Consider the following 22,920-nt stretch of genomic DNA (forward strand, 5'->3'; position numbering starts at 1 on the left):
TGTGGATAAAGTGTGGAGGTCTTGTGGGCTATTCGTGGACTATCGGGGGATAGTCCGGGGAAAAGCTTCAGGACTCCAGCTGGCGCAGCAGCGAACGGACGTCGCCGTCCATGTCGGCATCGCGCGTGCGCAGTTCCTCGATCAGGCGCACGGCGTGGATCACCGTCGAGTGATCGCGGCCACCGAACTTGCGGCCGATCTCCGGGTAGGAGCGCGGCGTCAGCACCTTGGCGAGGTACATCGCCACCTGGCGCGGACGCACCACCGCGCGGGCGCGGCGCTTCGAGCTCATCTCGGTCCGGTCGATCCGGTAGAACTGGCAGACCGTGCGCTGGATCTCGTCGATCGTGATGCGGCGGCGGTTGGCCGAGAGGATGTCGGTCAGCTGTTCCTCGGCCAGCTGCAGCGACACGGCCTGGCCGGTCAGCTGGGCATAGGCGATCAGCTTGTTGAGGCCGCCGACCAGTTCACGCACGTTGCGGTTGATGGTGCGGGCAAGGAACTCGATGACGTCCGAAGGCACGTCGACCGAAGCGAAGCGGCCGAGGCGATTCTGGAGGATCGAGCGGCGCAGTTCGATGTCCGCCGGCTGGATGTCGGCAACCAGGCCCATCGACAGGCGCGAGAGCAGGCGCGGCTCGACGCCGTCGAGCGCCTGGGGCGCACGGTCGGCGGCAAAGACCAGGCGCTTGCCTTCCTGCAGCAGCGCATCGATCGTGTAGAGCAGTTCTTCCTGCGCCGAGGCCTTGCCGATGATGAACTGGATGTCGTCCACCAGCAGCAGGTCGAAACCGCGCAGGCGCGACTTGAACTCGATCATCTGGTTCTGGCGCAGCGCCTGGACAAATTCGACCATGAAGCGCTCGGCCGAGCAGTAGAAGATCCGCGCATGGGGGTGGTGCTGGAGATAGGCGTGGCCGATCGCGTGCAGCAGGTGGGTCTTGCCCTGGCCGGTCGCGCCCTTGAGATAGAGCGGCGAGAACTGCGGCGTTTCGGTGGCAGCCATGCGCTGCGCGGCGTTGCAGGCCAGCACGTTCGACTGGCCGGTCACGAAGCTCGAGAAAGTCTGCGAGGCGTCGATGCCGGCAGGGCCCTGGCCCAGGGCCGCGAAGGCTTCGCCGGCGAGCACGGCCGAGATCGGGTCCGCGCTGCCCTGTGCCGAATCATTGGCGGGAGCGCTGGCCGGAAGGGCGCCGCCGCCGCCAAGGCGCAGTTCGGGAAGCTGGCGGCGACCCGGATGCACAAGCACACGCACGTGGCGCACGTCGGGACGGGCGATCTTCCATGCCAGCGAGAGGCGGTCCGCAAAACGGTCCGCGACCCAGTTCGCCGAAAACTCGGTGGGCAGGTAGAGATCGAGCGTGCCGGTTTCCTTGCAGTAGTTGCCCGGCTGGATCGGCTTGATCCACTGGCTGTGGGCCTGCTGACCCAGATCCTTGCGTAAACCCTGGCTGATGTCCGCCCAGTCGGCCGCCAGATTCACGGCTTCCTGATCCTCTTCCATCACCAACTTTACCGCCTTCGATTTTTTGCTCACGCCGTTAGCGCCCTGACCTGCTGTACCTGACATTAAACCAACCCCCCTTGTTGGCTGCTGCCCCGAACGGGCCCTCGCGCAACCGGAACTGGTCCATCGCCAATTGTTACGTTTACAAACGTAAAGATGCCCCCAGCCGCAAACGCATGTTTGCAGCAGATGCTTCGTTGCTGTCGATGTTCCCCGGCCGGTTCCGCAACGGCCGGGGACCCTTTTAGAAACGGGTTTGGTTGTGGTGCAATATGCCACTCCCCAAATAAAAAAAATTATGCCTGTTGACTCGGCCGGGAGTGCCCAAAATCCGTCATGAATGGATTTTTTCGTGTAAATTCATGGGCTTGAATTGAGGGCGCCACAAGGCGCCACGCGAATCGCGAGGTTTCTGCCGTTTCAATGGATTGGCGTTCCCGCGCGCAGCCGAGCGGCGCCGGAGCCGACCGGGGGCGGCTCCGACTTCGTTCTTGTTCCGTACCTTACGGTGCGGATCGCCGGGGCGATTGCCCCCCGTCCGGCGCTGCGACTCGCATGCGATTCGTCCCTGATTCCGAGTCCCGGCGGGCGCCGGGTGGGCATCGGGCGGGCAAGGAACGAATCGAATGGCGGCTCCCGCCCGCTCCGTTCCGGCACCTGCTGCACCGCGGCATATCCCGGGTCGCGGCAAGCCGTGGGTCCGGCATCGCTTGCCGTCAACGGGCAGCCGGAACGCGGCAGGGCGCGGGTAGCGGGAAAGGCGGTGGAACCGTCGGACCGGGATGCGGGGGCATCCTGCGACGATTCGGGCGAGCCGGAACGGGTTGCGCGCGGTCGGCGGGGCAGCGCGGCCATTGGCTGTAGCTGGCGGCTGTAGCTGTCGCTTTGGCTAGCGCCGGGGCCCGGGTCCGTCTCGAAAGGCGGATTCGGGCCCTGTCGGCGCAGGCCGCTCCGAACGGGGCGTTCCCGAAAGACGCGTCTTCGGTCCCTGAAATGCCATCGGCCCAAGCTTTCCGTCCGATTCTTCGCCGTGAAGCGAAAATTCCGGACGGCAGCTTGGGCCGAAGCATCAGTCCCGCCGTGAAGGCCGGACTGTCAGGCCGGGCTCAGAGAGCCGAGACGGCCTTGGTCAGGCGCGAGAACTTGCGCGCTGCGGTGTTCTTGTGAAGCACACCGCGGGCAACGCCGCGTGCCAGCTCGGGCTGGGCTTCCTTGAGCGCGGCCGAAGCAGCGGTCTTGTCACCACCGGCGATCGCGGCTTCGACCTTCTTGACGAAGGTACGGATGCGGCTGACGCGGTTGGTATTGATCTCGGCGCGGCGCTCGTTGCGACGGATGCGCTTGCGGGCTTGCGGCGTATTGGCCATCGAATTTCCTCTGTCTGGCCCCCCACACAGCGGTGATGGCGGCCCAATGCCTAACGAATCTGCTTGGCGAGCGGACTCGCCGGAAAGCGCGCCCCTTAGCGGTGTGACGCTATTCCGTCAACCCGCGAGGCGCCTCCGAAACCGCCTATTTCTGGCATTTCGGGCACCAGAACGTGCTGCGTCCACCCTGGACGAAGCGCCGAACGGTGCCGCCACATAGGCAAGGCTGGCCTTCGCGTCCATAGACCTGCCACGAAGTCGCGAAATAGCCCAGTTCTCCGTTGGGTTGGGCGTAGTCGCGGATCGTCGAGCCGCCCGCCGCGATCGATTCGGACAGCACCTCGCGAATCGCCGGGACCAGTCTCTTGAGCGCGGGGAGGGTGACGCGTCCCGATTCCCTGTCGGGCCGGATGCCGGAGCGGAACAGCGCCTCGCAGACATAGATGTTGCCGAGTCCGGCCACCAGCTGCTGGTCGAGCAGCATCTGCTTGATCGGGGCGATTCGCCCGGCAAGGTGGCTTTTGAGATGGGCCGCCGTCAGGCCCTCGCCGAGCGGTTCGGGGCCGAGCGCGGCGAAGGGGCCCCACGAATCGAGCGTGGCGGTGGGCACCAGGTCCACCGAACCGAAGCGCCGCGCATCGTTGAGCGCCAGCACATGGCCCGAGCCCGTCTCGATCACCAGATGATCGTGCTTTTCCGGTTTCTCGGGTTCGATTCGCCAGCGTCCGGACATGCCGAGGTGGAACACCATGGTCTGGTCGCGGTCGGTATGGATGAGGCCGTATTTGGCGCGCCGGCCCATCGCGGTGACACGCGCGCCGGTCATGACCTGCACGAGGTCGGGCGGGAACGGGCGGCGCAAGTCCGCGCGGTTGAGGGTGACGCGGGCGATCCGCTCGCCCTCGAGATAGCGGGCGAGGCCGCGCACGGTGGTTTCGACTTCTGGAAGCTCTGGCATCGTGCGGGAGAGATAGGGCGTCGCCGGGTCCATGGGAAGGAACGGCGTTGCCGGATCAAGTTTACGGCCGTCCCGTGCCTCGTCAGGGAGCGAACATCCCGCTAAGCCGCCGGCATGGAAGAGAACCGCTCCAATTTCCGTGCCTTTGCCATGCTTGGCCTCGTCATGCTGTTCTGGGCGGGCAACTCGATCACCGGGCGGGCGGTGCGAGACGACATCCCGCCGTTCACGCTCGCTTTCGGGCGCTGGCTGATCGCGGTGGCGGCGCTGCTGCCCTTTGCACTGGGGCCGCTGCGGCGCGAGTGGCGCGCGGTGGTGGCCGGATGGCGGTGGATCGTTGTGCTGGGGGTGCTGGGCGTCGTCTGCTTCAACGGCTTCATCTACAAGGGCCTGCACTACACCACCGCCGCCAATGCCCTGCTGCTGCAGGCGGCGATCCCCGCTGTCGTCACCGTGCTGGACCGGGTGCTGTTCGGCGGGCGGCCCGGAAAGCTGCATGTCCTTGGCGTGGCCGTCTCGACGCTGGGGGTTGTCGCCATCGTCTTCAAGGGCGATCCGGCGGCGCTGATGAGCCTGAGCTTCGGGCGCGGCGATGCCCTGGTGTTCTGCGCGGTGGCGGCATGGTCGTTCTATACGGTGCTCTTGCGCAAGCGCCCGCCGGTGCCGCCGGCGGTGTTCCTGCTGCTGACCTTCACGCTGGGCGCACTGGCGATGGCGCCGCTTTCGATGATGGAGGCGGCGAGCGGGCAGGCGGTGCGCTGGAGCCCCCATGCGCTGGCCGCCTTCGCCTATGTCGGCCTGTTTCCTTCGGCGGTGGCTTATTTCATCTACAACCGCGCGACCGCCGATCTGGGCGCGGCCCGGGCGGGGCAGGCGATCACGCTGATGCCGCTGTTCGGCGCGCTGCTTTCCGCGCTGCTGCTGGGGGAGCGGCTGATGCCCTACCACTTCGCGGGCATGGCGCTGATTCTGGCGGGGATCGTGTTCTCGGCGCTGGCGCTGCGTCGCATAAAGACTGGTTGAAAATCCGCTGAAGGCGGATTTTGGCGGCACCAGCCCACTCCCCCACCCGACCACCCACGAGTGTATCCTGATGGGTGGTCGGGTGGGGGAGTGGGCTGGTGCCGCATGAAAATGCCCGGATGGGCATTTTCCAAACATTCCATACGACAAATTGACTGCAAAACTCCGGTGGCGCCCGGGCGGCCGGACGGCTAGAGGACTGCGCCATGAGCGAAACGGTTTCCTTCGGCTACGAGGATGTGGCCACCGACGAGAAGGAGGCGCGCGTCGGCGCCGTCTTCTCCAGCGTTGCACGCAAGTATGACGTGATGAACGATGCCATGTCCGTGGGCATGCACCGTCTGTGGAAGGACAAGTTCGTGCGGCGCGTGAAGCCGCACCGCGACGAGCAGATCCTCGACATGGCGGGCGGTACCGGCGACATCGCCTTCCGCATGGCCGCGCAGGGGGCCTCGGTCACCGTGTCGGACATCAACCAGGACATGCTCGACGTCGGCGTCGAGCGGGCGATGGAACGCGGCATCGACGGCCTCGTCTGGTCGCGCCAGAACGCCGAGGAACTCTCGTTTCCCGCCCGTCACTTCGATGCCTACACGATCGCCTTCGGCATCCGTAACGTCACCCATATCGACAAGGCGCTGGCCGAGGCGCACCGCGTGCTCAAGTTCGGCGGCCGCTTCTTCTGCCTCGAATTCTCGACCACCGAATGGCCCGGCTTCAAGGAAGTCTACGATGCCTATTCGCACCGCCTGGTGCCGAAGATCGGGCAGGCCATCGCCGGGGACGCCGATTCCTACCGCTATCTGATCGAATCGATCCGTCGTTTCCCGAAGATGCCCGAATTCGAGAAGATGATCCGCGAAGCCGGCTTCAGGCACACCAAGGTCGAGCCGATCATGGGCGGCCTCGTGGCGATCCACTCGGGCTGGAAGGTCTGAGACGTACACCGTGACAGGTTCGACCACGCATATCCTGCGGCTCCTCAAGTGGGGCCGCGTCCTTGCGCGCCACGGGGCGCTGCGCGGGATCGAGAATGACCGCAATGCCCCGGTTCAGGTCAAGCGCCTGTGCCGGATCGCCCGTTTCGGCGCGCGCCAGCCGGTCGAGCCGGACTATGCCGGCGCCTTTCAGGAAATCGGCCCGGCGGCGATCAAGCTGGGGCAGGCGCTGGCCACCCGGCCCGACCTTGTCGGCGAAGGTCCCGCGCGCAACCTGCTGACCTTGCAGGACAGCCTGCCGCCGGTTGCCTTCTCCGAAATCCGCCGGGTGATCGAGACCAGCTTCGGGCGTCCGCTCGAACAGGTCTATGCCTCGATCGAGGAGCAGCCGGTCGGCGCCGCCTCGATCGCGCAGGTCCACCGCGCGGTGACGCCGGACGGGCGCACGGTCGCGGTCAAGGTGCTGCGCCCGGGCATTCGCGAGCAGTTTGCCGAGGACGTCGAGACCTACGAATGGGCCGCCGCGCACCTCGAGGCGCTGGGCGGCGAGGCGGCCCGCCTGCGCCCGCGCGCGGTCGTCGCCAATCTCAAGCGCTGGACCCTGCGCGAGCTGGACTTGCGCCGCGAGGCCGCATCGGCCTCCGAACTCGCCGAAGTCATGCACGGCATCCACGGCTACCGCGTGCCCGGCATCGACTGGGACCGCACCAATGGCCAGGTGCTGACGGTCGAGTGGATCGGCGCCACCAAGATGAGCGACATCGCCGCGCTCAGGGCAGCGGGCCACGACCTGCCCAAGCTGGCGCGCAAGCTGGTGCTGACGTTCCTCACGCAGGCGATTTCCTGCGGCTTCTTCCATGCCGACATGCACCAGGGCAACCTGTTCGTGGAAGGCAGCGGGGAAGAGGGGGCGACGATCGTCGCCATCGACTTCGGCATCATGGGCCGGATCAACCGGCAGGCGCGGCTGTGGCTGGCGGAAATCCTCTACGGTCTCACCACCGGCAATTACCGCCGCGTCGCCGAGATCCATTTCGAGGCGCAGTATGTGCCCAGCTACCACACGGTGGAAGAGTTCGCGACCGCGCTGCGCGCCGTGGGCGAGCCGATGCGCGGCAAGCCGGTGTCCGAGCTCTCGGTCGGGCAGATGCTCGACGGGCTCTTCGCGATCACCCGCGACTTCGACATGGCCGTGCAGCCGCACCTGCTGCTGCTGCAGAAGACCATGGTCATGGTCGAGGGGCTGGCAACCGCGCTCGATCCCGACATCAACATGTGGGACGTCGCCGCGCCTTTCGTGAAAAGCTGGATCCGCGACGAACTCGGCCCCGAGGCGGTGATCGCCGACCGTCTGCGCGAAGACCTCGGCACCCTGTTCCGCCTGCCCGCGCTGGTGCGGCGGATCGAGGAGAAGTTCCCGGCCAAGGGCGGGGCGCCCGAACAGGCGCCGCTGCCCGAAGTCGACCTAATCTGGTCGCCCGGCCGCGAGCGTAAACCTCAAAGTAACCATTGGGCGGGTTATGCTCTGGCGGCAATCCTGGGGGGCGGTGCTGCATGGGCGTTGACGTATTGGACACTGCTGGCGGGCTGAGCACGCCCGTCGGTACGCCGGCGGGCGCGGCCGAGGGGGCACAGGCCGAGGGGGCGAAGGACGAGGGGGCGAAGGACGAGGGGGCACAGGACGAGGGAGGCGGCGGGGACGTCTCGCTGGTCTTTGCCGCCTGGCCGGCCTGGTGCGCGCGGATCGCACTGGCGGTGCTGGCGGCACTGCTGGTCGCCTCGGCCATGGTGCCGGTCGCCAAGCCGGGCAGCCGCTCGCCGTGGTCCGGCCCGGTCGAAGGGCCGATCCCGGCTGCCGGTAAGCCCGGCGCCGCGGCCAAGCCTTACGACGAGGACATCGCGCTTTACGAAGCCGCCATCGCCCGCATCGCCCGGGGCGAGGCCTATTACGACTTCATCGTCCCCGAACAGCGCGCGCGCGACTATCCGGTGAACCCGGCCATTGCCGTGCGCCTGCCGACGCTGGCCTATCTCGATGCCTGGCTGGGCGCTGCCGGACAGATCGTTGCCGCCATCGCGCTGATGCTGGGCATCATCGCGGCGTGGTGGCGCAAGCTGGGCGAGGCGGGCATCTCCCCCCGGCTCAGGCGCATGGCGACGGCGCTGGTCTTCGTGGGGGCATCGCTGGGGCTCAACCGCCACTATTTCCCGCTGCACGAACTCTGGGCGGGCGGCCTCATCGCGCTGGCCTTCGGGCTCCACCGGATCGGCGGGCGCGGGCCAAAGGGGCGTTTACAAAAGGGGAGGTGGCACGCCGCTTTTGCCGCCGCCGCGCTGGCGCTGGCGATCCGCGAGCATACGCTGCCCTTTGTCCTGCTGCTCGCGGTGACCGCGCTGTGGCAGCGCAACTGGCGCGAGGCGGCGGCGTGGTCGGCCTTGGTGGCGGTGTTCCTTGCCGCGCTCGCCTGGCACGTGTCGCTGGTCTCGTCGCAAGTCTTGCCGAGCGATCCGCACTCCGCCCCCTGGCTGGTGCTGCGCGGCCTCTCCGGCTGGCTGGGCAATGTGGTCCAGTCGAGCAACTTGCGCTGGCTGCCGCACTGGCTGTCGGGCCCGGCGGTGATCCTGATGACGTTCGGCTGGCTCGGCTGGAACCGCAAGGAAGGGCTGTTCGCCTTCCTGCTGGCGGCGGGCTACGGGGTGCTGTTCATGGCGGCGGGGCGCTGGGACAATTTCTACTGGGGGGCGATGCTGGCGCCGGTGATCTTTGCCGGTATCGCCTTTGCGCCGCGTGCGCTCCGGGGGCTTGTGGTTGCCGCGAGGATACCCAATTCTCCGGTGAATACCGTAAACCGCCATCCCTAAATGGATTGCGCGCCCGTGAACGCTGTTGCACAAGCCCGGACCATGAGTGGTCCCCGTATTCTCCTGGTCGTCGGCGGCGGCATCGCGGCCTACAAGGCCTGCGAACTCGTGCGCCATATCCGCAAGGAAGGCGGCGAGGTGACTTGCGTGCTGACCGAGGGCGGATCGCACTTCGTCACCCCGATGGCGCTGGCGGCGCTGTCGGAGCGGCCGGTCTTCACCTCGCTCTGGGACCTCAAGAACGAGGTCGAGATGGGCCATATCCAGCTCAGCCGCGAGGCCGACCTGGTGGTGGTCTGCCCGGCGACGGCGGACCTCATGGCCAAGATGGCCTCGGGCATTGCCGATGACCTTGCCACCACGATGATGCTGGCGACCGACAAGCCGGTCATGGCCGTGCCGGCGATGAACGTGCGCATGTGGCAGCACCCGGCGACCATGCGCAACGTGCAGATCCTGCGCGAGGCGGGCGTCGACGTGATGGAGCCCGACGAGGGCACGATGGCCTGCGGCGAGTTCGGCCCCGGCCGCCTGCCCGATCCCATCGCGATCTGGCAGCGCATCGCCTGGGCGCTCGGGCTGGGGCCGGTGGAAGTGGCGCCGCTGCCGGGGTCTATTCCCGCTTTGCCGCAATCGGAGGCCTATCCCGAAGTCGGCCTCGATCTTGCCGACCCGTTCCCCTGGCAGCCGCAGTTCGCCGCGCCCGAACCCGAGCCGAGCGCCGAGGACGCGCCGTCGGACAGCTTCGGTCTGGGCGGCCTCAGCGGTTCGATGATCAGCCGGGGCCTGCAGAAGGCCAAGCAGGCGATCCGCTTCGGCGCCGAGGACGGAGCCATTGCCGATCCGCTTGGCGGCGGCGGGGCGATTGCCGATCCGGCAGCGGGCCTGCTGATCGCGCGTAAGGGCGCCGCCCGCTCGGCGCCGCCGACCGATCCGGCGGCGATCAACCACACCGTCTCCCCGGCTCCGGCGCCGCAGCCGTTCGGCGGTGCGGCGTTCGGAGCGGCTCCGTTCGAGAAGCCGGCCAACGGTCCGCTCTCGGGCCGCCATGTGCTGGTGACGGCGGGGCCGACCTGGGAACCGATCGATCCGGTGCGCTACATCGCCAACCGGTCTTCCGGCAAGCAGGGCTTCGCGATTGCCGCCGCCGCCGCTGCGGCCGGTGCGCGGGTCACGCTGGTGGCCGGGCCCGTCCATCTGCCGACCCCGCCGGGGGTCGACCGGGTCGACGTCGAAAGCGCGCAGCAAATGGCCGATGCGGTGAAGCAGGCGCTGCCCGCCGATATCGGCGTGATGGTGGCCGCCGTGGCCGACTGGCGCACGATCAGCGTCGCCAAGGACAAGCTCAAGAAGCGCGGCTCGGCCCCGCCGGCGCTGCTGCTGACCGAAAACCCCGACATTCTCGCCAGCGTTGCCGCGCGGCCCGACCGGCCGCCGCTGCTGATCGGCTTTGCCGCCGAGACCGAGGACGTGATCCGCTACGCCAAGGAAAAGCGCAAGCGCAAGGGCGCGGACTGGATCATTGCCAACGACGTCTCCGGCGATGTCATGGGCGGCGACGTCAATGCCGTTCACATCGTGCGCGGCGACGACGTGATCTCCCTTCCCGAAATGCCCAAGGAGGAGGTCGCGCGCCTCCTCGTCGAAAGGTTCGCAGATGCACTCCCCCGCCACTGAAATCCCGGTTGCCGTCAAGATCCTTCCCCACGGTGAAGGCCTGCCGCTGCCGGCTTACGCCACCGACGGCGCGGCGGGCATGGATGCGGTCTCGGCCGAGGACGTGACGCTGGCCCCCGGCGGCCGTCATGCGGTGGCCACCGGCCTTGCCATGGCGATCCCGGCAGGCTTCGAGATCCAGGTGCGCCCGCGCTCGGGCCTTGCGCTCAAGCACGGCATTTCGGTGCCCAATGCGCCTGGCACCATCGATTCCGACTATCGCGGCGAACTGAAGGTCATCCTCATCAACCACGGCGCCGAGCCTTTCGAGATCCGCCGCGGCGACCGCGTGGCGCAGCTGGTCCTCGCCCCCGTCACCCGTGCCTCGTGGCTGCAGGTCGAGGAGCTTGACGAGACGCTGCGCGGCGAAGGCGGGTTCGGCTCGACCGGCGGCGTGGTCGCGCTGGGGAACTGACCGTTGCGGGTCAGGCGCCTGAAAAGGCGCCTGACCCGCACGGGATCGGCAGGATGACCACGGCAAGCAGCAGCAATGCGATGAGGCAGCCCTTGCAGCCCCATTTGCGGTGAACGCTGTCTGCCGTATCTGCGGCGTCGAGCGCATCGGCCGCAAGAGTGATGGCATCGGCGACGTGATCGAGAGGCATGCCGCCCATCTCTGATCGGCAGGGCTGGTTTTCAAGGTGATGCGGCGAAATATCAGTCGCTTGCGAGAATTTAGAGCGTTTTCTAATCAGGTGGAATCACCTGATGACTCGGAAAACGCGTAAGATCAAAATCTTGGAGCAGTTGATCCGATGCAATCGGATCGGAAACGGCTCTAACGGTCTCGCGCCTGCGCCGGTTCAGTCCTTGCGGTCGATTCGCGCGCGCTTTTCGCGGTGTCGCCTGAACCCGTACCAGCCCACTGCCCCAAGCCCGAAAATCGCGGCCAGGCCTTTGGCAAGGAACGAGAAGGCCGATGTCAGCGCTCCGATGGTCACCCCCCAGAAGAGCTGCGACATGATGGCCATGAAGGTGTTCATTGGTTCGGGGCTATATCCGGCGCGGCTTGCGGGAGATACCCCATAAAGCAGGAACGGGCCCGCCGGTTGCCCGGCGAGCCCGTCTCCTGCTGGCCCCCCGCCTTGCAGCGGAGCGCGCAGACCCGTCAGGTCACTTCTTTTCCGGCGCCACCGAGATGCGCAGCGTCTCGCCCGAGTTGCCCGGGAAGTTCGTGAACATCGCCTCGACCAGGTTCGGCACGAGGTACTGCAGGCGGTTCGAGGTCGAGACCGCTTCGGCCTTGCCTTCGAACAGGCGCTGGTTGTCGACCGCGCGGTCGATCTTCAGCGAGATGCCGCTGGTGAACACGGTGTAGCTGTCGACACCGCCGTCGAAGAAGGGATCATACCAGCCATAGGACCAGGGGCCGCCCCAGCGCGGGCCGTAGAAGCCGCGGCCGTAGAAACCGCGACCATAGAAGCCGCCGCCGTACCACGGGCCCCAGTAACCGCCCATGCCGGGCGAGGAGCGCACGCGTTCGCGGCCATTGTCGACGCCGTAGTCGAAGCGCACGATCAGCGTGGCCTTGGCGGGATCGTCGACCGGGGTGTAGCCGAGCTTGGCCACGCGGTCGCGCACCAGCGCGGCATAAGTCGCGAATTCGAGGCCGCCGGCCAGCTTCGGATCGTCGGCGACGACGGCAAAGCTCTGGCCCTGCGGGGCCGGCAACTGCGACTGGAAGCGCGATACGTCGGCCTTGAACGGGGTGGCGCATGCAGCAAGCGCCATGAGCAGTACGGCGACTACCGCGATCCTCAGCTTGCCGAAATGCGTTCCGGGGCCGAAATCCGTTCCGGAATTGTCTGTCATTGGTCTCACTCCATGAACCCGACAGGCCCGAAACGCCCTTCCCAAGCGCGGCCTGTGATTCCTTGCGACTCTGCCTTATTATCAATGCCCTGAATAGCGGTTGAATGGTGGCACAACTGTGATGGGTCGTGGCCCTGTTCATCCGCTGCTCATGGCCCCAGCAGACCGACCCCATGTAGGAGCGCCCGGCAATGCCCACCAGTCCCCCGATCGCGGCTTGCGTGCCGATTCGCTCGCTCCAGTGCGGAAAGGTGCGCGCCTTTCGGGGCGTTGAGGAACCCAGCGCCATCGCCAAGCAGCCGGTGGCGGGGGCGGTGCGGGTCCACCTGTTGGGGCTGGAAGGCGATGCCCAGGCCGATCTTTCGGTCCACGGCGGGCCGGACAAGGCGATCCACCACTATCCGCACGACCACTATGCCTTCTGGCGCGAACAGCTGGGCGACCATCCCCTGCTCGCCCACTACGGTGCCTTCGGCGAGAATATCGCCACGCAGGGGCTGACCGAGGAGGCGATCTGCATCGGCGACCGCTGGCGGCTGGGCACGGCGCTGGTGGAAGTGAGCCAGGGGCGTCAGCCGTGCTGGAAGCTCGACCACCGATTCGGCGGCGCGGCGGTCAATGCGGGCATGGTCCGCTCACGCCGGGCGGGCTGGTACTACCGGGTGATCGAGCAAGGCGAGGTGGCCGCCGGAGAGACGATGGAACTGGCCGCGCGGCCCTGGCCCGAATGGAGCGTGAAGCGGGTGTTCGGCCTGCTGATCGCCGGCGATTACAAGCAGGATCGCGAGGGGCTTGAGGCCTTGGGGGAAGTCGCCCAACTGGCGGCACCGTGGAAGCGGCGGCGGGCGAAGCTCATGGGTCTGGACGTCTGAGAGCGGGACGGCGCGAACCCGCGCCGCCCCGCCCAGCGATCAGCCGCGCACGAGGCCGAGCGCCTCGTAGGTCTTTTCGAGCGTCGGGATCGCCAGCGCGCGGGCCTTTTCGGCGCCTTTCTTCAGGATCGCATCCAACGCGTCCTTGTCCTGCCGCAGTTCGACAAAGCGGGCGTTGATCGGCGAGAGCTTCTCGACCAGCAGTTCGCCCAGCGCCGGCTTGAAGCTGCCGAAGCCCTGGCCGCCGAACTGCGCCAGCACGTCCTCGACGCGGGTGCCGGCCATGACCGCGTAGATCGAGACGAGGTTCTTCGCCTCGGGGCGGCCTTCGAGGCCGTCCTTGTCCGCAGGCAGCGGTTCGGGATCGGTCTTGGCCTTCTTCACCTTCTGCATGATGGTGTCGGCATCGTCGGTCATGTTGATGCGGCTCATGTCCGAGGGATCGGACTTGCTCATCTTCGAGGACCCGTCGCGCAGGCTCATGATGCGGGCGGCTTCGGGCGGGATGAACGGTGCGGGCAGGGTGAACAGCGGCGCGTCCTCGGCACAGAAGTCGTTGTTGAACTTCTGGGCGATGTCGCGCGCGAGTTCGAGGTGCTGCTTCTGGTCCTCGCCCACCGGCACGTGGGTGGCCTGGTAGATCAGCACGTCGGCGGCCTGGAGCACCGGGTAGGTGAACAGCGCGACCGACTGGCCCTCGCGGTTCTTGCCGGCCTTGTCCTTCCACTGCGTCATGCGGTTCAGCCAGCCCATGCGGGCGGTGCCGTTGAGCAGCCACTGCATCTCGGCGTGCTGGGGCACCTGGGCCTGGTTGAACAGCACCGAACGATCGGGATCGACGCCGCAGGCGACGAGGGCGGCGACCATCTCGCGGGTATTGGCCGAAAGGTCCGCCGGGGTGTGCGGCATCGAGATCGCATGGAGATCGGCGAGGAAATAGAGGCACTCGCCGCCGTTGGCGGTGGCGTCGTCCTGCATCGAGACCCAGTTGCGGATGGCGCCCAGGTAGTTGCCGAGGTGCAGGTTGCCGGTGGGCTGAATGCCGGAGACGATACGCATGGACGCGTCCTTCGCGAGTTTATGGGTGGTGGGTCGTAGGGTGTGGATGCGCCGGTGAGGGCGCGTATGCAGATGGGGGCGGTGCGCGACGCGCGCCCTGCGTCAGTGCGCGACGCGCGAGACGCTCCGCCATCGCCACGAACGGCGACGGGTCTGGGCAGACTTCGGATGCGAAAGGCTCTGCATGGGCGTGGCTCATAGCACAAACCGGCATGGATGGAAGCCTCAGGACGCGGTGCGGCGGCGGCGCAGCAGGGCAAGGTCGGCGCGGGTGAAGGCGCCGGTCACCAGCGTCGCCAGCGCGTAGACCAGACCGCCCGCCGAAACCAGCGCCGCCAGCGCCAGCCCGCGCACCAGCCAGCTGCCGTGGAGATAGGGCGTCAGCAGGTCCTGCCCGAACCACAGCACCACCCCCATGGCAACGGCCGCCAGGGCCAGGCGCGGGGCGCGGCGCTTCAGGCGGGCATCGACCCGGAAATGGCCGCGCCTGACCAGCGTCCAGTAGAGCATGGCGACATTGACGGTGGAGGCAATCGCGGTGGCGAGCGGCGGCCCCATGTGCTGCAGCGGCACGATCAGCGCGAGGTTGAACGCCAGGTTCACCGCCATCGAGATCATCGCGTAGCGCACCGGGGTGCGGGTGTCCTGGCGGGCGTAGAAGCCGGGCGTCAGCACCTTGACGAGGATATAGCTGGGCAGGCCCAGCGAGAAGGCGGCGAGCGCCTCGGCGGTGCGGGCGACGTCGCCCGCGTCGAACTTGCCGTAGCCGAACAGCGCCGCGGCGATCGGCTGGCCGCAGACGATCAGCGCCACCGAGGCGGGCAGGGTGAGCAGCAGGGCGAGTTCCATGCCGCGGTTCTGGGTGTCCATCGCCGCCGCGTCCTCGCCGCCGCCGAGCTGGCGCGAGATGGTGGGCAGCAGCACGGTGCCGAGGCCGATGCCGATCAGGCCGAGCGGCAGCTGGTTCAGCCGGTCGGCCATGTAGATGTAGGTCACCGAGCCGTGGGCCAGCAGCGAGGCGGCCAGCGCGGTCGAGATGACGAGGTTGATCTGCACCGCGCCGGCGCCGGCGGCGGCGGGCAGGATCAGCTTCATCAGCTGCTTCACGTCCGCGTTCCACACCGGCAGCCTGAGGCGCATCGACACCTTGTTGGCGCGGCAGGCCCACATCAGCCAGAGCAGCTGGAGCGCGCCGGAGACCGAGACGGCGATCGCCTGGTTGCGCGCCGTCACCAGCGCGTCGGCCGAGTGGAAGCCGAGGATGGCGACGATCTGCGTCACGTTCAGCAGGATCGGCGCGGCGGCATTGACCCAGAACTTGTTCAGCGAATTGAGGATGCCGCCCAGCAGCGAGACGAGGCTGATGAAGGCGAGATAGGGCACGGTGATGCGGCTGAGCATGACCGCGTAGGCGAACTGGTCGTGGCTGACGCCGTTGAACTTGCCCGAGAGCAGGAACGTCACCGGCCAGGCGAAGACCTCGAGGATCACCGTCATCGCGAGGAGGATCGGCAGCAGCACCGACAGCGCCTGCTCGGCAAAGGTGATGCCGGCCGGAAGCCCGGGCCCGTCCTTGTCGGCCACCTTCTGGTTGAACATCGGGATGAAGGCCGATGCGAAGGCGCCTTCCGCGAAGAGCGCGCGGAACAGGTTGGGCAGCCGGAACGCGATCAGGAAGGCGTCGGAGGCAAAGCCCGCGCCGACAAAGCGCGCGAACAGGCTGTCGCGCACGAGGCCGAGAATGCGGCTGGCAAGGGTGAGGCCGCCGACACTGGCAAGCGCCTTGGTAAGATTCATGCCCCTCGGGGTCCCTACATGTCAAAAGGCCCGCCCGCGCCCACGGCCCTTGCGGGCGGGGGTGCGGGCGGGCCTGAAATCATTGGCTTTGGCGTAAGCCTCAGGCGTGGCCGACCGGCTCGCCCATGCCTTCCGCCTCGGCCTGCTGGCGGGCGGCGAGCTGCTGGAAGTAGAGGCCGTTGAAATCGATCGGCTCGAGCATCAGCGGCGGGTAGCCGGCATCGCGCACGGCATCGGCCACCACGCGGCGGGCGAAGGGGAACAGGATGCGCGGCGCTTCGGCATAGAGGAAGGCGTGCATGCTGGGCTCGTCCAGATTGCGCATGCCCACGAGGCCGCAATAGGCGAGGTCGACCACATAGGCGGTGCCTTCGTCGGCCTTGGCGGCGACGGTGATCTTCAGTTCGACTTCGTGGACTTCGCCGTCGATCGGGCGGGCGCCGATGTTGAACTGGATGTCGACTTGCGGCTGGTTCTGCCAGGAGAAGCTCTGCGGCGCGTTCGGGTTCTCGACCGAGAGGTCCTTGACGTACTGCGAGATGATGCCGGCGGCCGGCGCGTTGTCGTCGGCGTTGCCGAGGTTGATGTCGGAGATGACGTTGCCTTCGTCGGCCATTTCGATTCTGTCCCGTCTATAAGAATACGGATGGAAGTCTGGTGAAACTCAGGGCAGGGCGCGTAGCGCGTTTTCGCGGGCGGTGGAAGCTATCGCCCCGAATTTGTTGCGGGAGGCATGGGCACGGCGGCGGCAACGAATGGCCCTGCCATGCGTTGGGACCGGATGGAGCGGCTGTGAAAGGATGAAGCCGATGGCGAAAAATTCCCTGAATCCGCCGCTCACGCGTTGTTCATTTGTAAACTGTACTTATCTGGGGTTATGATGACGCTCCCCGGGCGTGTGCCCGGCCTCTCGCGCAAGCGGACGATTCGTCCACTTGACCGCGCCCTGTCGAGGCTTGCACCACCCGAGACAACAGACGCGTCCAAGCAAAGGATGGACAAAGGAACGTGACACCGGAAATCGTGATCCTGGCCATGATCGCAGCCTTCCTGGGACTGCGGCTTTATTCGGTACTCGGTCGCCGCGCCGAGCATGAGGAAGAGCCGATCCAGGGACGTTTCGAAGGCCGCCAGGGCCAGCCCGGAAGCCCGCGCGTCCCGGTTCCGCCCAAGGCCGATGGCAAGAAGGACGGCAGGCAGGACAGCAAGCAGGCGGATCGCCCGGCGCTGACTCCGCGGCAGCGGGACATGCCGCTCGCGGCGCCCTCGGTGGAGCGCGGCCTTGCCGAAATCGCCAGCGCCGATCGCCGCTTCGACGCCTTCGCGTTCCTCGAAGGCGCGCGCAGTGCCTATCGCCTGATCCTCGAATCGTTCTGGAAGGGCGACAAGGCCGAGCTTCGCGCGCTGTGCGACGGCGATGTCTACGACAGTTTCTCCGCCGCCATCGATGCCCGCATCGCCGCCGGTGAAACGCTCGACAACCGCCTGATCCGCATCGAGGAAGCCGCGATCACCGGCGCCGGCGTCGACAATGGCCTGGCCCGCATCACCATCCGTTTCCGCGCGGACATCGCCGCCGTCACCCGCGATGCCGAAGGTCACGTGATCGCAGGATCGCTCGACGATGCGATCGAGGCGGTCGACATCTGGACCTTCAGCCGCCGCATCGATGCGGCAGGGCCCGACTGGCTGCTCGATGAGACGGACGCCGGGTAAGCCGGATACGCCCGATAGGCGGTTGATTTCAGGCATGTGATCCCACAAGGATCGAGAGGCCGGGCCGAAAGGTCCGGCTTCTTGTTTTGTGGCGACAGGCCGAGTGGGGAGAATGGTCTTGCAGGCAGCTTTGGCGACGCCGCGAAAAAGGGGGGCGCTGCGGATCGCGGCGATTCTGGCGCTGGCGCTGCTTTCGGGCTGCGTGCGCATGATCCCGGGCGCCGCCGGGCCCGGCACGGTCAGCCCGCCCACGCAGCCCGGGACAACGCCGCCGGGGTCAATGCAGCCGGTGCCCCCGCCGCCGGCCAACGCCGTGGCGCTGGGGGTGCGCGCGGGGCCTGCGGTCACGGCGCTTGGCGTCGGCGCGATCGACGGCGCGGCGGCGCTCGCCTCGTTCCGCGAGAGCTGTGCCAGCCTGTCGCGCCGCACCGACAGCAGCGGCCTGACCCGTCCGGCCGACTGGCAGCCGGCCTGCGCCGCGGCCCGGACATGGCCCGGCGCCTCGGCCGCGCAGTTTTTCCAGAGCTATTTCGAGACGGTCAGGATCGGCGACGGACGCGGTTTCGCGACCGGCTACTACGAGCCCGAGATCGCCGGTTCGCGCCAGCACCTGCCGGGCTACGACGTGCCGATCTACGCCATGCCCGCCGATCTTGTCCGCGCCAGGCCCGGCGATGCCGCGCCCAATGCCAAGGGGCAGATGCCGCTCGGGCGCTATGACGCGGGCGGCACGTTCGTGCCCTATTTCGACCGCGGCGCCATCGAGGACGGGGCGCTCGCCAATCGCGGGCTGGAGATCGCCTGGGCCCGCGATCCGGTCGAGGTGTTTTTCCTGCAGGTGCAGGGCTCCGGCCGCTTGCGTGCGCCCGACGGCACCGTCATGCGCATCGGTTATGCCGGGCAGAACGGCTGGCCCTATACCGGGATCGGCGGCGTCATGCGGGACCAGGGCCTGATCGGCAGCGGGCCGGGGCAATACTCGGGCTCGATGCAGGGCATCATGCAGTACATCCACGAGCACCCGGTCGAGGGTGATGCGCTGATGCGGCAGAACCAGTCCTGGGTGTTCTTCCGCGAACTGACCGGCGACGGGCCGCTCGGCGCGCTGGGCGTGCCGGTGCGCGCGCGCGCCTCGGTGGCGGCGGATCCGATGTTCGTGCCGCTGGGCGCACCGGTCTGGCTCGGACTGGACCGGCGCGAGGCGAACGGCTTGTGGGTGGCGCAGGACACCGGCGGCGCGATCAAGGGCGCCAACCGTTTCGACACCTTCTGGGGCGCGGGTGACCAGGCGCGGCTCACCGCCGGCGGCATGAGCGGGCGCGGCGAGGCGGTGGTGCTGGTGCCCAAGGGCACGCTTGCCCGGTTGCAGCAGCCATGAGGAGACCCGGTCGGCGACTGACGGCGGATGAGGCACAGGTCTGGGCGCAGGTCGCCCGGACGGTGACCCCGCTCGACAAGCGCCGGCCGCGGGCGCAAGCGGTGGTGGCCGAGCCTGCGCCTGCCCCTGCCCCTGCCCCTGCTTTGGCCCCTGGGGCCGTGTCGCCGCCGCCCCCGCCCGCCAGGAAGGTGAAGGGCCGGGTGCCGCCGCCGCTGCCGCCGCCGCCTCCAAAGGCGATCGGGCCGGTCGGGGCCAGGCCCCAGGAATCGCAGCTGCAGCTCGACGGCTCGTGGGAGAAGCGCATTTCCAAGGGCACGCTGCTGCCCGATTTCAGCCTCGACCTGCACGGCTCCAGCCTCGATCAGGCCTATGTCCGGCTGATGCACGGGCTCACCCAGGCCAAGTCGATGGGCGCGCGGGTGGTGCTGGTGGTGACGGGCAAGTCGCGCCCGGTCGATTCGATGGACCGGGGCAGTGCGCGCGGGGCGATCCGCGCCAAGATCATCGACTGGCTGGCGGCCAGCGAACATGCCTACGACATCGTTGCGGTGCGCGGGGCCCATCGCCGCCATGGCGGCCAGGGCGCGCTCTATGTCGTGCTGAAGAAGCGCCGCTGATCGGCCGCTGATCGGCCGCTGATCGGCCCATAACCGGCCGAGGATCAGTCTGTGTCCGGCGCGGGAGGCCCTCCCGCGCCGGACATGGCGGTCTGGCCTACATCCGCACGCCGATGCGCAGGTAACCGAACTGGCCGGGGACGTCGTAAGTCGTCGGGTCGTAGTTCGGGCCGGTGCAGGTGTTGCAGGCCGGCGGGTCGGTATCGAAGACGTTGTTGACGCCGAGCGTGAAGGTGAAGGCGCTGTCCATGAAGCTGGGCGTGTAGCTCAGCTGCACGTCGCCGTAGAAGCGGTCGCCCAGCTTGTGGCCGTCGCCTTCTGTCACGCCCTTGATGTAGCGGCCGGTGAACGAGCTGTCGAAGCCGCCGATCGACCACGAGAGGATGCTGGTGGCCTTCCACTCGGGGTAGGACTGGTCGGGGAAGCCGCGGGTCGTGTCCTTGTAGCTGATGGTGGTCGAGCCGGTCCCGGTGGGGAACGATTCGGTGTACTTCATCAGGTGGTTGGCGTTGACCGAGAGGCCGAAGGTGCCCAGGTCGGTCGCCGGCGAGCTGTAGTTGAAGCTGACGTCGAGGCCGCGGGTGCGGATCGAGCCGATGTTCTGCAGCAGGCCCAGCACGCTGGCGATGCGGCCGCTGCCGGTGCGCACGACGTTGTCGCAGGCGGCGGTGTCACCCAGTTCGGCGCAGCGGGCGAGCGTGACCTGCGGGTTGATCGCCGAGATCGCGCCGTCGACGGTGATGTCGTAGTAGTTCACCTCGAGGCTGAGGCTGCGGGCGAAGCCGCCGCGCGCCCAGGCCGGGCTGTAGACCGCGCCGAACAGCCAGGTCGTGCTGGTCTCGGGCTTGAGGTTCTGGTTGCCGCCGGTCAGCGTGCCGATCTGGCCGCCGAGCGGTTCCTGGTAGCTGCCGTCGGCGGGAACGCCGTTGGCGATGCAGTTGGTGCGGATGGTGGCCGAGCTCTGCCAGCCCGAGCCGGTGACGTTGGTGCACGGATCGTCGATCGGCGCGTCGGCGCGCGACTGGGCGCCGAACAGCTCGCCGATGGCCGGGGCGCGGAAGCCCTCGGCATAGGAGGCGCGCAGCAGCAGGTCGGAGACCGGCTTCCACAGGCCGGTGGCGGTGAAGGTCGTGCTCTTGCTGCCGGTCGAGTAATCCGAGTGGCGCACCGCGCCGTCAGCCTCGAGCAGTTCGAAGAACGGGGTGTCCTTCAACAGCGGCACGCGCACTTCGGCGTAGACTTCGTCGGTGTTGTAGGAGCCCGAGGCCGCCTGCGCGGGAATGTCGGCGCCCAGGCCCGCCTGGATGACCGGGTCGGGCGTGAACGAGCCGTGCTGGTAGCGGTGCTCGTAACCCATCGCGAAGCCGACTGGGCCGGCGGGCAGGTCGAACAGGTCGCCGCTGAGGTTGGCGGTGTAGTCCTGCATGCTCTGGCTCGAACGGTCATGCTCGGTGAACGAGATGTAGTCGAGCATGGCCTGGGTGATCGAACCGGCGCCGCCGAAGATGTTGAGCGGCACGCAGTCGCCGGTGCAGTCGGCCAGCGGGCCGAGCGCCTGCGCCACCCGGGCGGCGTTGACGTTGCCGGTGAAGGTCTGCTTGGCATCGTTCCAGCCGAAGGCGGCGTTGACGTCCCAGTAGAACTTGCGGCTGCCGACATGGAAGCTGCCGTCGAGCGAGGCGTTGGCGGTCATCGTGTCGACGTGCTGCGTATACGTGCGCTGCCCGGCCTCGACGAGGCGCCGGCCGATGAAGCTGTAGGTCGCCGGCTGGCCGTTGGTGCCCGAGTTGAGCGTGATGCCGAAGGGGTTGTAGGGGTTGGTGGCGTCGATCGAGACGGTGTCGAGCAGGTTGCCGTTGCCCGCGTCGGGACCGATGAACAGCGGCAGGAACGCCGCCTGGTTCTGCGAATTGCGGCGGTTGTAGACCAGCTTGGCGCGGAACGTGACGTTCGAGCTCAGTTCCTGCTTGGCGCTGCCCCAGAAGCCGTAGCGTTCGGACGGCGTCAGGAAGTAGTTGTAGGGCGAGAAGTTGAAACGGTCGGCCGCAGTGAAGGCGCGGAAATCGCCGCCCGTCAGCGTCGGGTCATAAGTGCCCTGGCCCATGAGCGGGGCGTCGCGCACGGTCACGCTGCCGCCGGCGGGCAGCGAGGGGTTGCCCGGATTGAACACGATGCGCCCGTTCACCGCCGCCGAGGAACAGCCGCCGCGCGGATCGAGGCAGCTGGTCTGGCCGGGGTTGGGGAACTGCGAGAGGTCGCGGTCGGCGGTGCTGACCTTGCCCTGCTTGACGTAGCTGGCGCCCAGCACCACCGAGGTGGTCGGCCCCTTGATGCCGTAGCTGACGTTGTAGTCCTGGGTGTGCCCGTCGCCCTGGCGGTAGGTGCCGAACTGGCCCGAGGCGCGCAGGCCGTCCTGCTCGGACTTGGTGATGATGTTGACGACGCCGGCGATCGCGTCCGAACCGTAGAGCGGCGACTGGCCCGATTGCAGGACCTCGATGCGCTCGATCTGGTTGGCGGGAATGGTGTTGAGGTCGACCGTGGAGGGAATGCCGCTGGCCGCCGTGGCGTTGACGTAGCGCATGCCGTCGACCAGCACGAGCGTGCGCTTGGCGAGCAGGTAGCGCAAGTCGATCTCGCTGGTGCCGGCGCCGACGCCGCCGCCGTCCTGCGGGTTGCCGATGTTGCCCGAGTTGTTGACCTTGGTGTTGAGGCCGCCCGCTGCGCTGGGCAGGCGTTGCAGCACGTCGGCGACCGAGGAGAGGCCGGTCTTGGCGATCGAGGCGCTGTCGAGCACGACGACCGGGCTGGGGTTGTCCAGCGGGTTCTGGCGGATGCGCGATCCGGTGACGACGATGGCTTCGCCCGGTGTCGTCGCGGCGGCCTCGGCGTCCTGCGCCTGTACGGTGGCGGGCACCACCAGCGCGCCGAGCGTGAGCGCGGCAATGCTGCAGTGCAAATGGAAGTTCCCCGTCTTCATCTCACGACCCCCAAGAAAAAGCACCCGATATCGGGCTCTTGGGAAGGTCTCCGGCAGCATGGTGCTGCGCAACGAAATTCTGCAACATTGCAAAATATCTGCAACATTCATGCAAATATGTTGCTGCGTGGCAACAATAATAACGTTTGCGTGTGGTTTTCTCGAATGAGGCGAACGCAAAATTAGAGCGCCCGGTCAGGAAATTGCGCGCCCTGCCCATACCCGCGCCCATATCCGCGGCCATATCCGCGCCCATAGCCACACAAAAACGGGCGGACACCTCCCGGTGCCCGCCCGCTTGCTCGGGGGGATGCTGTC

20 protein-coding genes are annotated in these 22,920 nt (G+C 67.6%); 10 read left to right on the top strand and 10 right to left on the bottom strand.

The window, feature by feature from the left end; all coding sequences use genetic code 11:
• Positions 1-67: 67 nt before the first annotated feature.
• From dnaA to mutM, 3 genes are all read right to left on the bottom strand, one after another.
• Entirely contained in the window at positions 68-1,504 is a 1,437-nt protein-coding gene (gene dnaA / locus DM450_RS00005) for a chromosomal replication initiator protein DnaA (protein ID WP_142637300.1), read from the bottom strand.
• 1,109 nt (positions 1,505-2,613) lie between these two features.
• The gene (gene rpsT / locus DM450_RS00010; protein WP_142632045.1) at positions 2,614-2,874 is read right to left on the bottom strand and encodes a 30S ribosomal protein S20; all 261 of its coding nucleotides are present in this window, start codon (positions 2,872-2,874) and stop codon (positions 2,614-2,616) included.
• 145 nt (positions 2,875-3,019) lie between these two features.
• On the bottom strand, positions 3,020-3,832 hold the full coding sequence (mutM, locus tag DM450_RS00015; RefSeq protein ID WP_142637302.1) for a bifunctional DNA-formamidopyrimidine glycosylase/DNA-(apurinic or apyrimidinic site) lyase: 813 nt from the start codon (positions 3,830-3,832) through the stop codon (positions 3,020-3,022).
• A 114-nt stretch (positions 3,833-3,946) separates the two neighbouring features.
• Here mutM and DM450_RS00020 point away from each other — a divergent pair, with 114 nt between their 5' ends.
• The 6 genes from DM450_RS00020 (at position 3,947) to dut (ending at position 10,786) form a co-directional block, all read left to right on the top strand.
• Positions 3,947-4,855 carry a DMT family transporter gene (locus tag DM450_RS00020; RefSeq protein ID WP_142632046.1) on the top strand — a complete coding sequence of 303 codons (909 nt, stop codon included), beginning with the start codon at positions 3,947-3,949 and terminating at the stop codon, positions 4,853-4,855.
• Positions 4,856-5,061: 206 nt separating this feature from the next.
• Entirely contained in the window at positions 5,062-5,793 is a 732-nt protein-coding gene (locus DM450_RS00025) for a class I SAM-dependent methyltransferase (protein WP_142632047.1), read from the top strand.
• Between the two features lie 10 nt (positions 5,794-5,803).
• A complete protein-coding gene (gene ubiB, locus DM450_RS00030; RefSeq protein WP_142632048.1) occupies positions 5,804-7,384 on the top strand; it encodes a 2-polyprenylphenol 6-hydroxylase in 1,581 nt (526 codons plus the stop codon).
• Entirely contained in the window at positions 7,348-8,655 is a 1,308-nt protein-coding gene (locus DM450_RS00040) for a hypothetical protein (protein ID WP_260610006.1), read from the top strand. Before ubiB ends, DM450_RS00040 begins: the two co-directional genes overlap by 37 nt.
• A gap of 42 nt (positions 8,656-8,697) precedes the next feature.
• Complete coding sequence (locus DM450_RS00045) at positions 8,698-10,332, top strand: phosphopantothenoylcysteine decarboxylase (RefSeq protein ID WP_142632049.1); 1,635 nt, start codon at positions 8,698-8,700, stop codon at positions 10,330-10,332.
• The gene (dut, locus tag DM450_RS00050; RefSeq protein ID WP_142632050.1) at positions 10,313-10,786 is read left to right on the top strand and encodes a dUTP diphosphatase; all 474 of its coding nucleotides are present in this window, start codon (positions 10,313-10,315) and stop codon (positions 10,784-10,786) included. The genes DM450_RS00045 and dut overlap by 20 nt, the downstream gene beginning before the upstream one ends.
• Positions 10,787-10,796: 10 nt before the next feature.
• Here dut and DM450_RS00055 read toward each other — a convergent pair whose 3' ends face one another.
• The 3 genes from DM450_RS00055 to DM450_RS00065 form a co-directional block, all read right to left on the bottom strand.
• Positions 10,797-10,976 carry a hypothetical protein gene (locus tag DM450_RS00055; protein WP_142632051.1) on the bottom strand — a complete coding sequence of 60 codons (180 nt, stop codon included), beginning with the start codon at positions 10,974-10,976 and terminating at the stop codon, positions 10,797-10,799.
• 198 nt (positions 10,977-11,174) lie between these two features.
• Complete coding sequence (locus tag DM450_RS00060) at positions 11,175-11,342, bottom strand: hypothetical protein (protein WP_260610007.1); 168 nt, start codon at positions 11,340-11,342, stop codon at positions 11,175-11,177.
• Positions 11,343-11,484: 142 nt separating this feature from the next.
• Positions 11,485-12,183, bottom strand: a complete 699-nt coding sequence (locus DM450_RS00065) for a DUF4136 domain-containing protein (protein ID WP_409529347.1) — start codon at positions 12,181-12,183, stop codon at positions 11,485-11,487.
• Between the two features lie 191 nt (positions 12,184-12,374).
• Between DM450_RS00065 and DM450_RS00070 the strand changes: the two genes are divergently transcribed.
• On the top strand, positions 12,375-13,055 hold the full coding sequence (locus DM450_RS00070) for an MOSC domain-containing protein (RefSeq protein WP_142632053.1): 681 nt from the start codon (positions 12,375-12,377) through the stop codon (positions 13,053-13,055).
• A 39-nt stretch (positions 13,056-13,094) separates the two neighbouring features.
• Here DM450_RS00070 and trpS read toward each other — a convergent pair whose 3' ends face one another.
• From trpS to secB, 3 genes are all read right to left on the bottom strand, one after another.
• Positions 13,095-14,114, bottom strand: a complete 1,020-nt coding sequence (gene trpS, locus DM450_RS00075) for a tryptophan--tRNA ligase (protein WP_142632054.1) — start codon at positions 14,112-14,114, stop codon at positions 13,095-13,097.
• Positions 14,115-14,339: 225 nt separating this feature from the next.
• On the bottom strand, positions 14,340-15,911 hold the full coding sequence (murJ, locus tag DM450_RS00080) for a murein biosynthesis integral membrane protein MurJ (RefSeq protein ID WP_142632055.1): 1,572 nt from the start codon (positions 15,909-15,911) through the stop codon (positions 14,340-14,342).
• A 100-nt stretch (positions 15,912-16,011) separates the two neighbouring features.
• Positions 16,012-16,527: a protein-export chaperone SecB gene (gene secB, locus DM450_RS00085; RefSeq protein ID WP_142632056.1), complete on the bottom strand. Its 516-nt coding sequence runs from the start codon at positions 16,525-16,527 to the stop codon at positions 16,012-16,014.
• A gap of 392 nt (positions 16,528-16,919) precedes the next feature.
• Between secB and DM450_RS00090 the strand changes: the two genes are divergently transcribed.
• The 3 genes from DM450_RS00090 to DM450_RS00100 all read left to right on the top strand — a co-directional run bounded on the left by DM450_RS00090 (position 16,920) and on the right by DM450_RS00100 (position 19,622).
• Positions 16,920-17,627, top strand: coding sequence for a Tim44/TimA family putative adaptor protein (locus tag DM450_RS00090; RefSeq protein ID WP_142632057.1), 708 nt, complete (start codon positions 16,920-16,922; stop codon positions 17,625-17,627).
• Between the two features lie 112 nt (positions 17,628-17,739).
• A complete protein-coding gene (locus tag DM450_RS00095; RefSeq protein ID WP_142632058.1) occupies positions 17,740-19,005 on the top strand; it encodes a murein transglycosylase A in 1,266 nt (421 codons plus the stop codon).
• A complete protein-coding gene (locus DM450_RS00100; protein ID WP_142632059.1) occupies positions 19,002-19,622 on the top strand; it encodes a Smr/MutS family protein in 621 nt (206 codons plus the stop codon). The genes DM450_RS00095 and DM450_RS00100 overlap by 4 nt, the downstream gene beginning before the upstream one ends.
• 97 nt (positions 19,623-19,719) lie before the next feature.
• Here the strand turns inward: DM450_RS00100 and DM450_RS00105 are convergent, their stop codons facing one another.
• Positions 19,720-22,602: a TonB-dependent receptor domain-containing protein gene (locus DM450_RS00105; RefSeq protein ID WP_142632060.1), complete on the bottom strand. Its 2,883-nt coding sequence runs from the start codon at positions 22,600-22,602 to the stop codon at positions 19,720-19,722.
• Positions 22,603-22,920 lie beyond the last annotated feature (318 nt).

The sequence above is a fragment of the Sphingomonas sp. IC081 genome (assembly GCF_006874585.1).
Taxonomy (GTDB): domain Bacteria; phylum Pseudomonadota; class Alphaproteobacteria; order Sphingomonadales; family Sphingomonadaceae; genus Novosphingobium.

Coding starts and splice junctions, on each gene's coding strand:
- dnaA (WP_142637300.1), bottom strand. CDS start 1,504: ATGGAAGAGGATCAGGAAGCCGTGAATCTGGCGGCCGACTGGGCGGAC.
- rpsT (WP_142632045.1), bottom strand. CDS start 2,874: ATGGCCAATACGCCGCAAGCCCGCAAGCGCATCCGTCGCAACGAGCGC.
- mutM (WP_142637302.1), bottom strand. CDS start 3,832: ATGCCAGAGCTTCCAGAAGTCGAAACCACCGTGCGCGGCCTCGCCCGC.
- DM450_RS00020 (WP_142632046.1), top strand. CDS start 3,947: ATGGAAGAGAACCGCTCCAATTTCCGTGCCTTTGCCATGCTTGGCCTC.
- DM450_RS00025 (WP_142632047.1), top strand. CDS start 5,062: ATGAGCGAAACGGTTTCCTTCGGCTACGAGGATGTGGCCACCGACGAG.
- DM450_RS00040 (WP_260610006.1), top strand. CDS start 7,348: ATGGGCGTTGACGTATTGGACACTGCTGGCGGGCTGAGCACGCCCGTC.
- DM450_RS00045 (WP_142632049.1), top strand. CDS start 8,698: ATGAGTGGTCCCCGTATTCTCCTGGTCGTCGGCGGCGGCATCGCGGCC.
- dut (WP_142632050.1), top strand. CDS start 10,313: ATGCACTCCCCCGCCACTGAAATCCCGGTTGCCGTCAAGATCCTTCCC.
- DM450_RS00055 (WP_142632051.1), bottom strand. CDS start 10,976: ATGCCTCTCGATCACGTCGCCGATGCCATCACTCTTGCGGCCGATGCG.
- DM450_RS00060 (WP_260610007.1), bottom strand. CDS start 11,342: ATGGCCATCATGTCGCAGCTCTTCTGGGGGGTGACCATCGGAGCGCTG.
- DM450_RS00065 (WP_409529347.1), bottom strand. CDS start 12,183: ATGACAGACAATTCCGGAACGGATTTCGGCCCCGGAACGCATTTCGGC.
- DM450_RS00070 (WP_142632053.1), top strand. CDS start 12,375: ATGCCCACCAGTCCCCCGATCGCGGCTTGCGTGCCGATTCGCTCGCTC.
- trpS (WP_142632054.1), bottom strand. CDS start 14,114: ATGCGTATCGTCTCCGGCATTCAGCCCACCGGCAACCTGCACCTCGGC.
- murJ (WP_142632055.1), bottom strand. CDS start 15,911: ATGAATCTTACCAAGGCGCTTGCCAGTGTCGGCGGCCTCACCCTTGCC.
- secB (WP_142632056.1), bottom strand. CDS start 16,527: ATGGCCGACGAAGGCAACGTCATCTCCGACATCAACCTCGGCAACGCC.
- DM450_RS00095 (WP_142632058.1), top strand. CDS start 17,740: ATGGTCTTGCAGGCAGCTTTGGCGACGCCGCGAAAAAGGGGGGCGCTG.
- DM450_RS00100 (WP_142632059.1), top strand. CDS start 19,002: ATGAGGAGACCCGGTCGGCGACTGACGGCGGATGAGGCACAGGTCTGG.
- DM450_RS00105 (WP_142632060.1), bottom strand. CDS start 22,602: ATGAAGACGGGGAACTTCCATTTGCACTGCAGCATTGCCGCGCTCACG.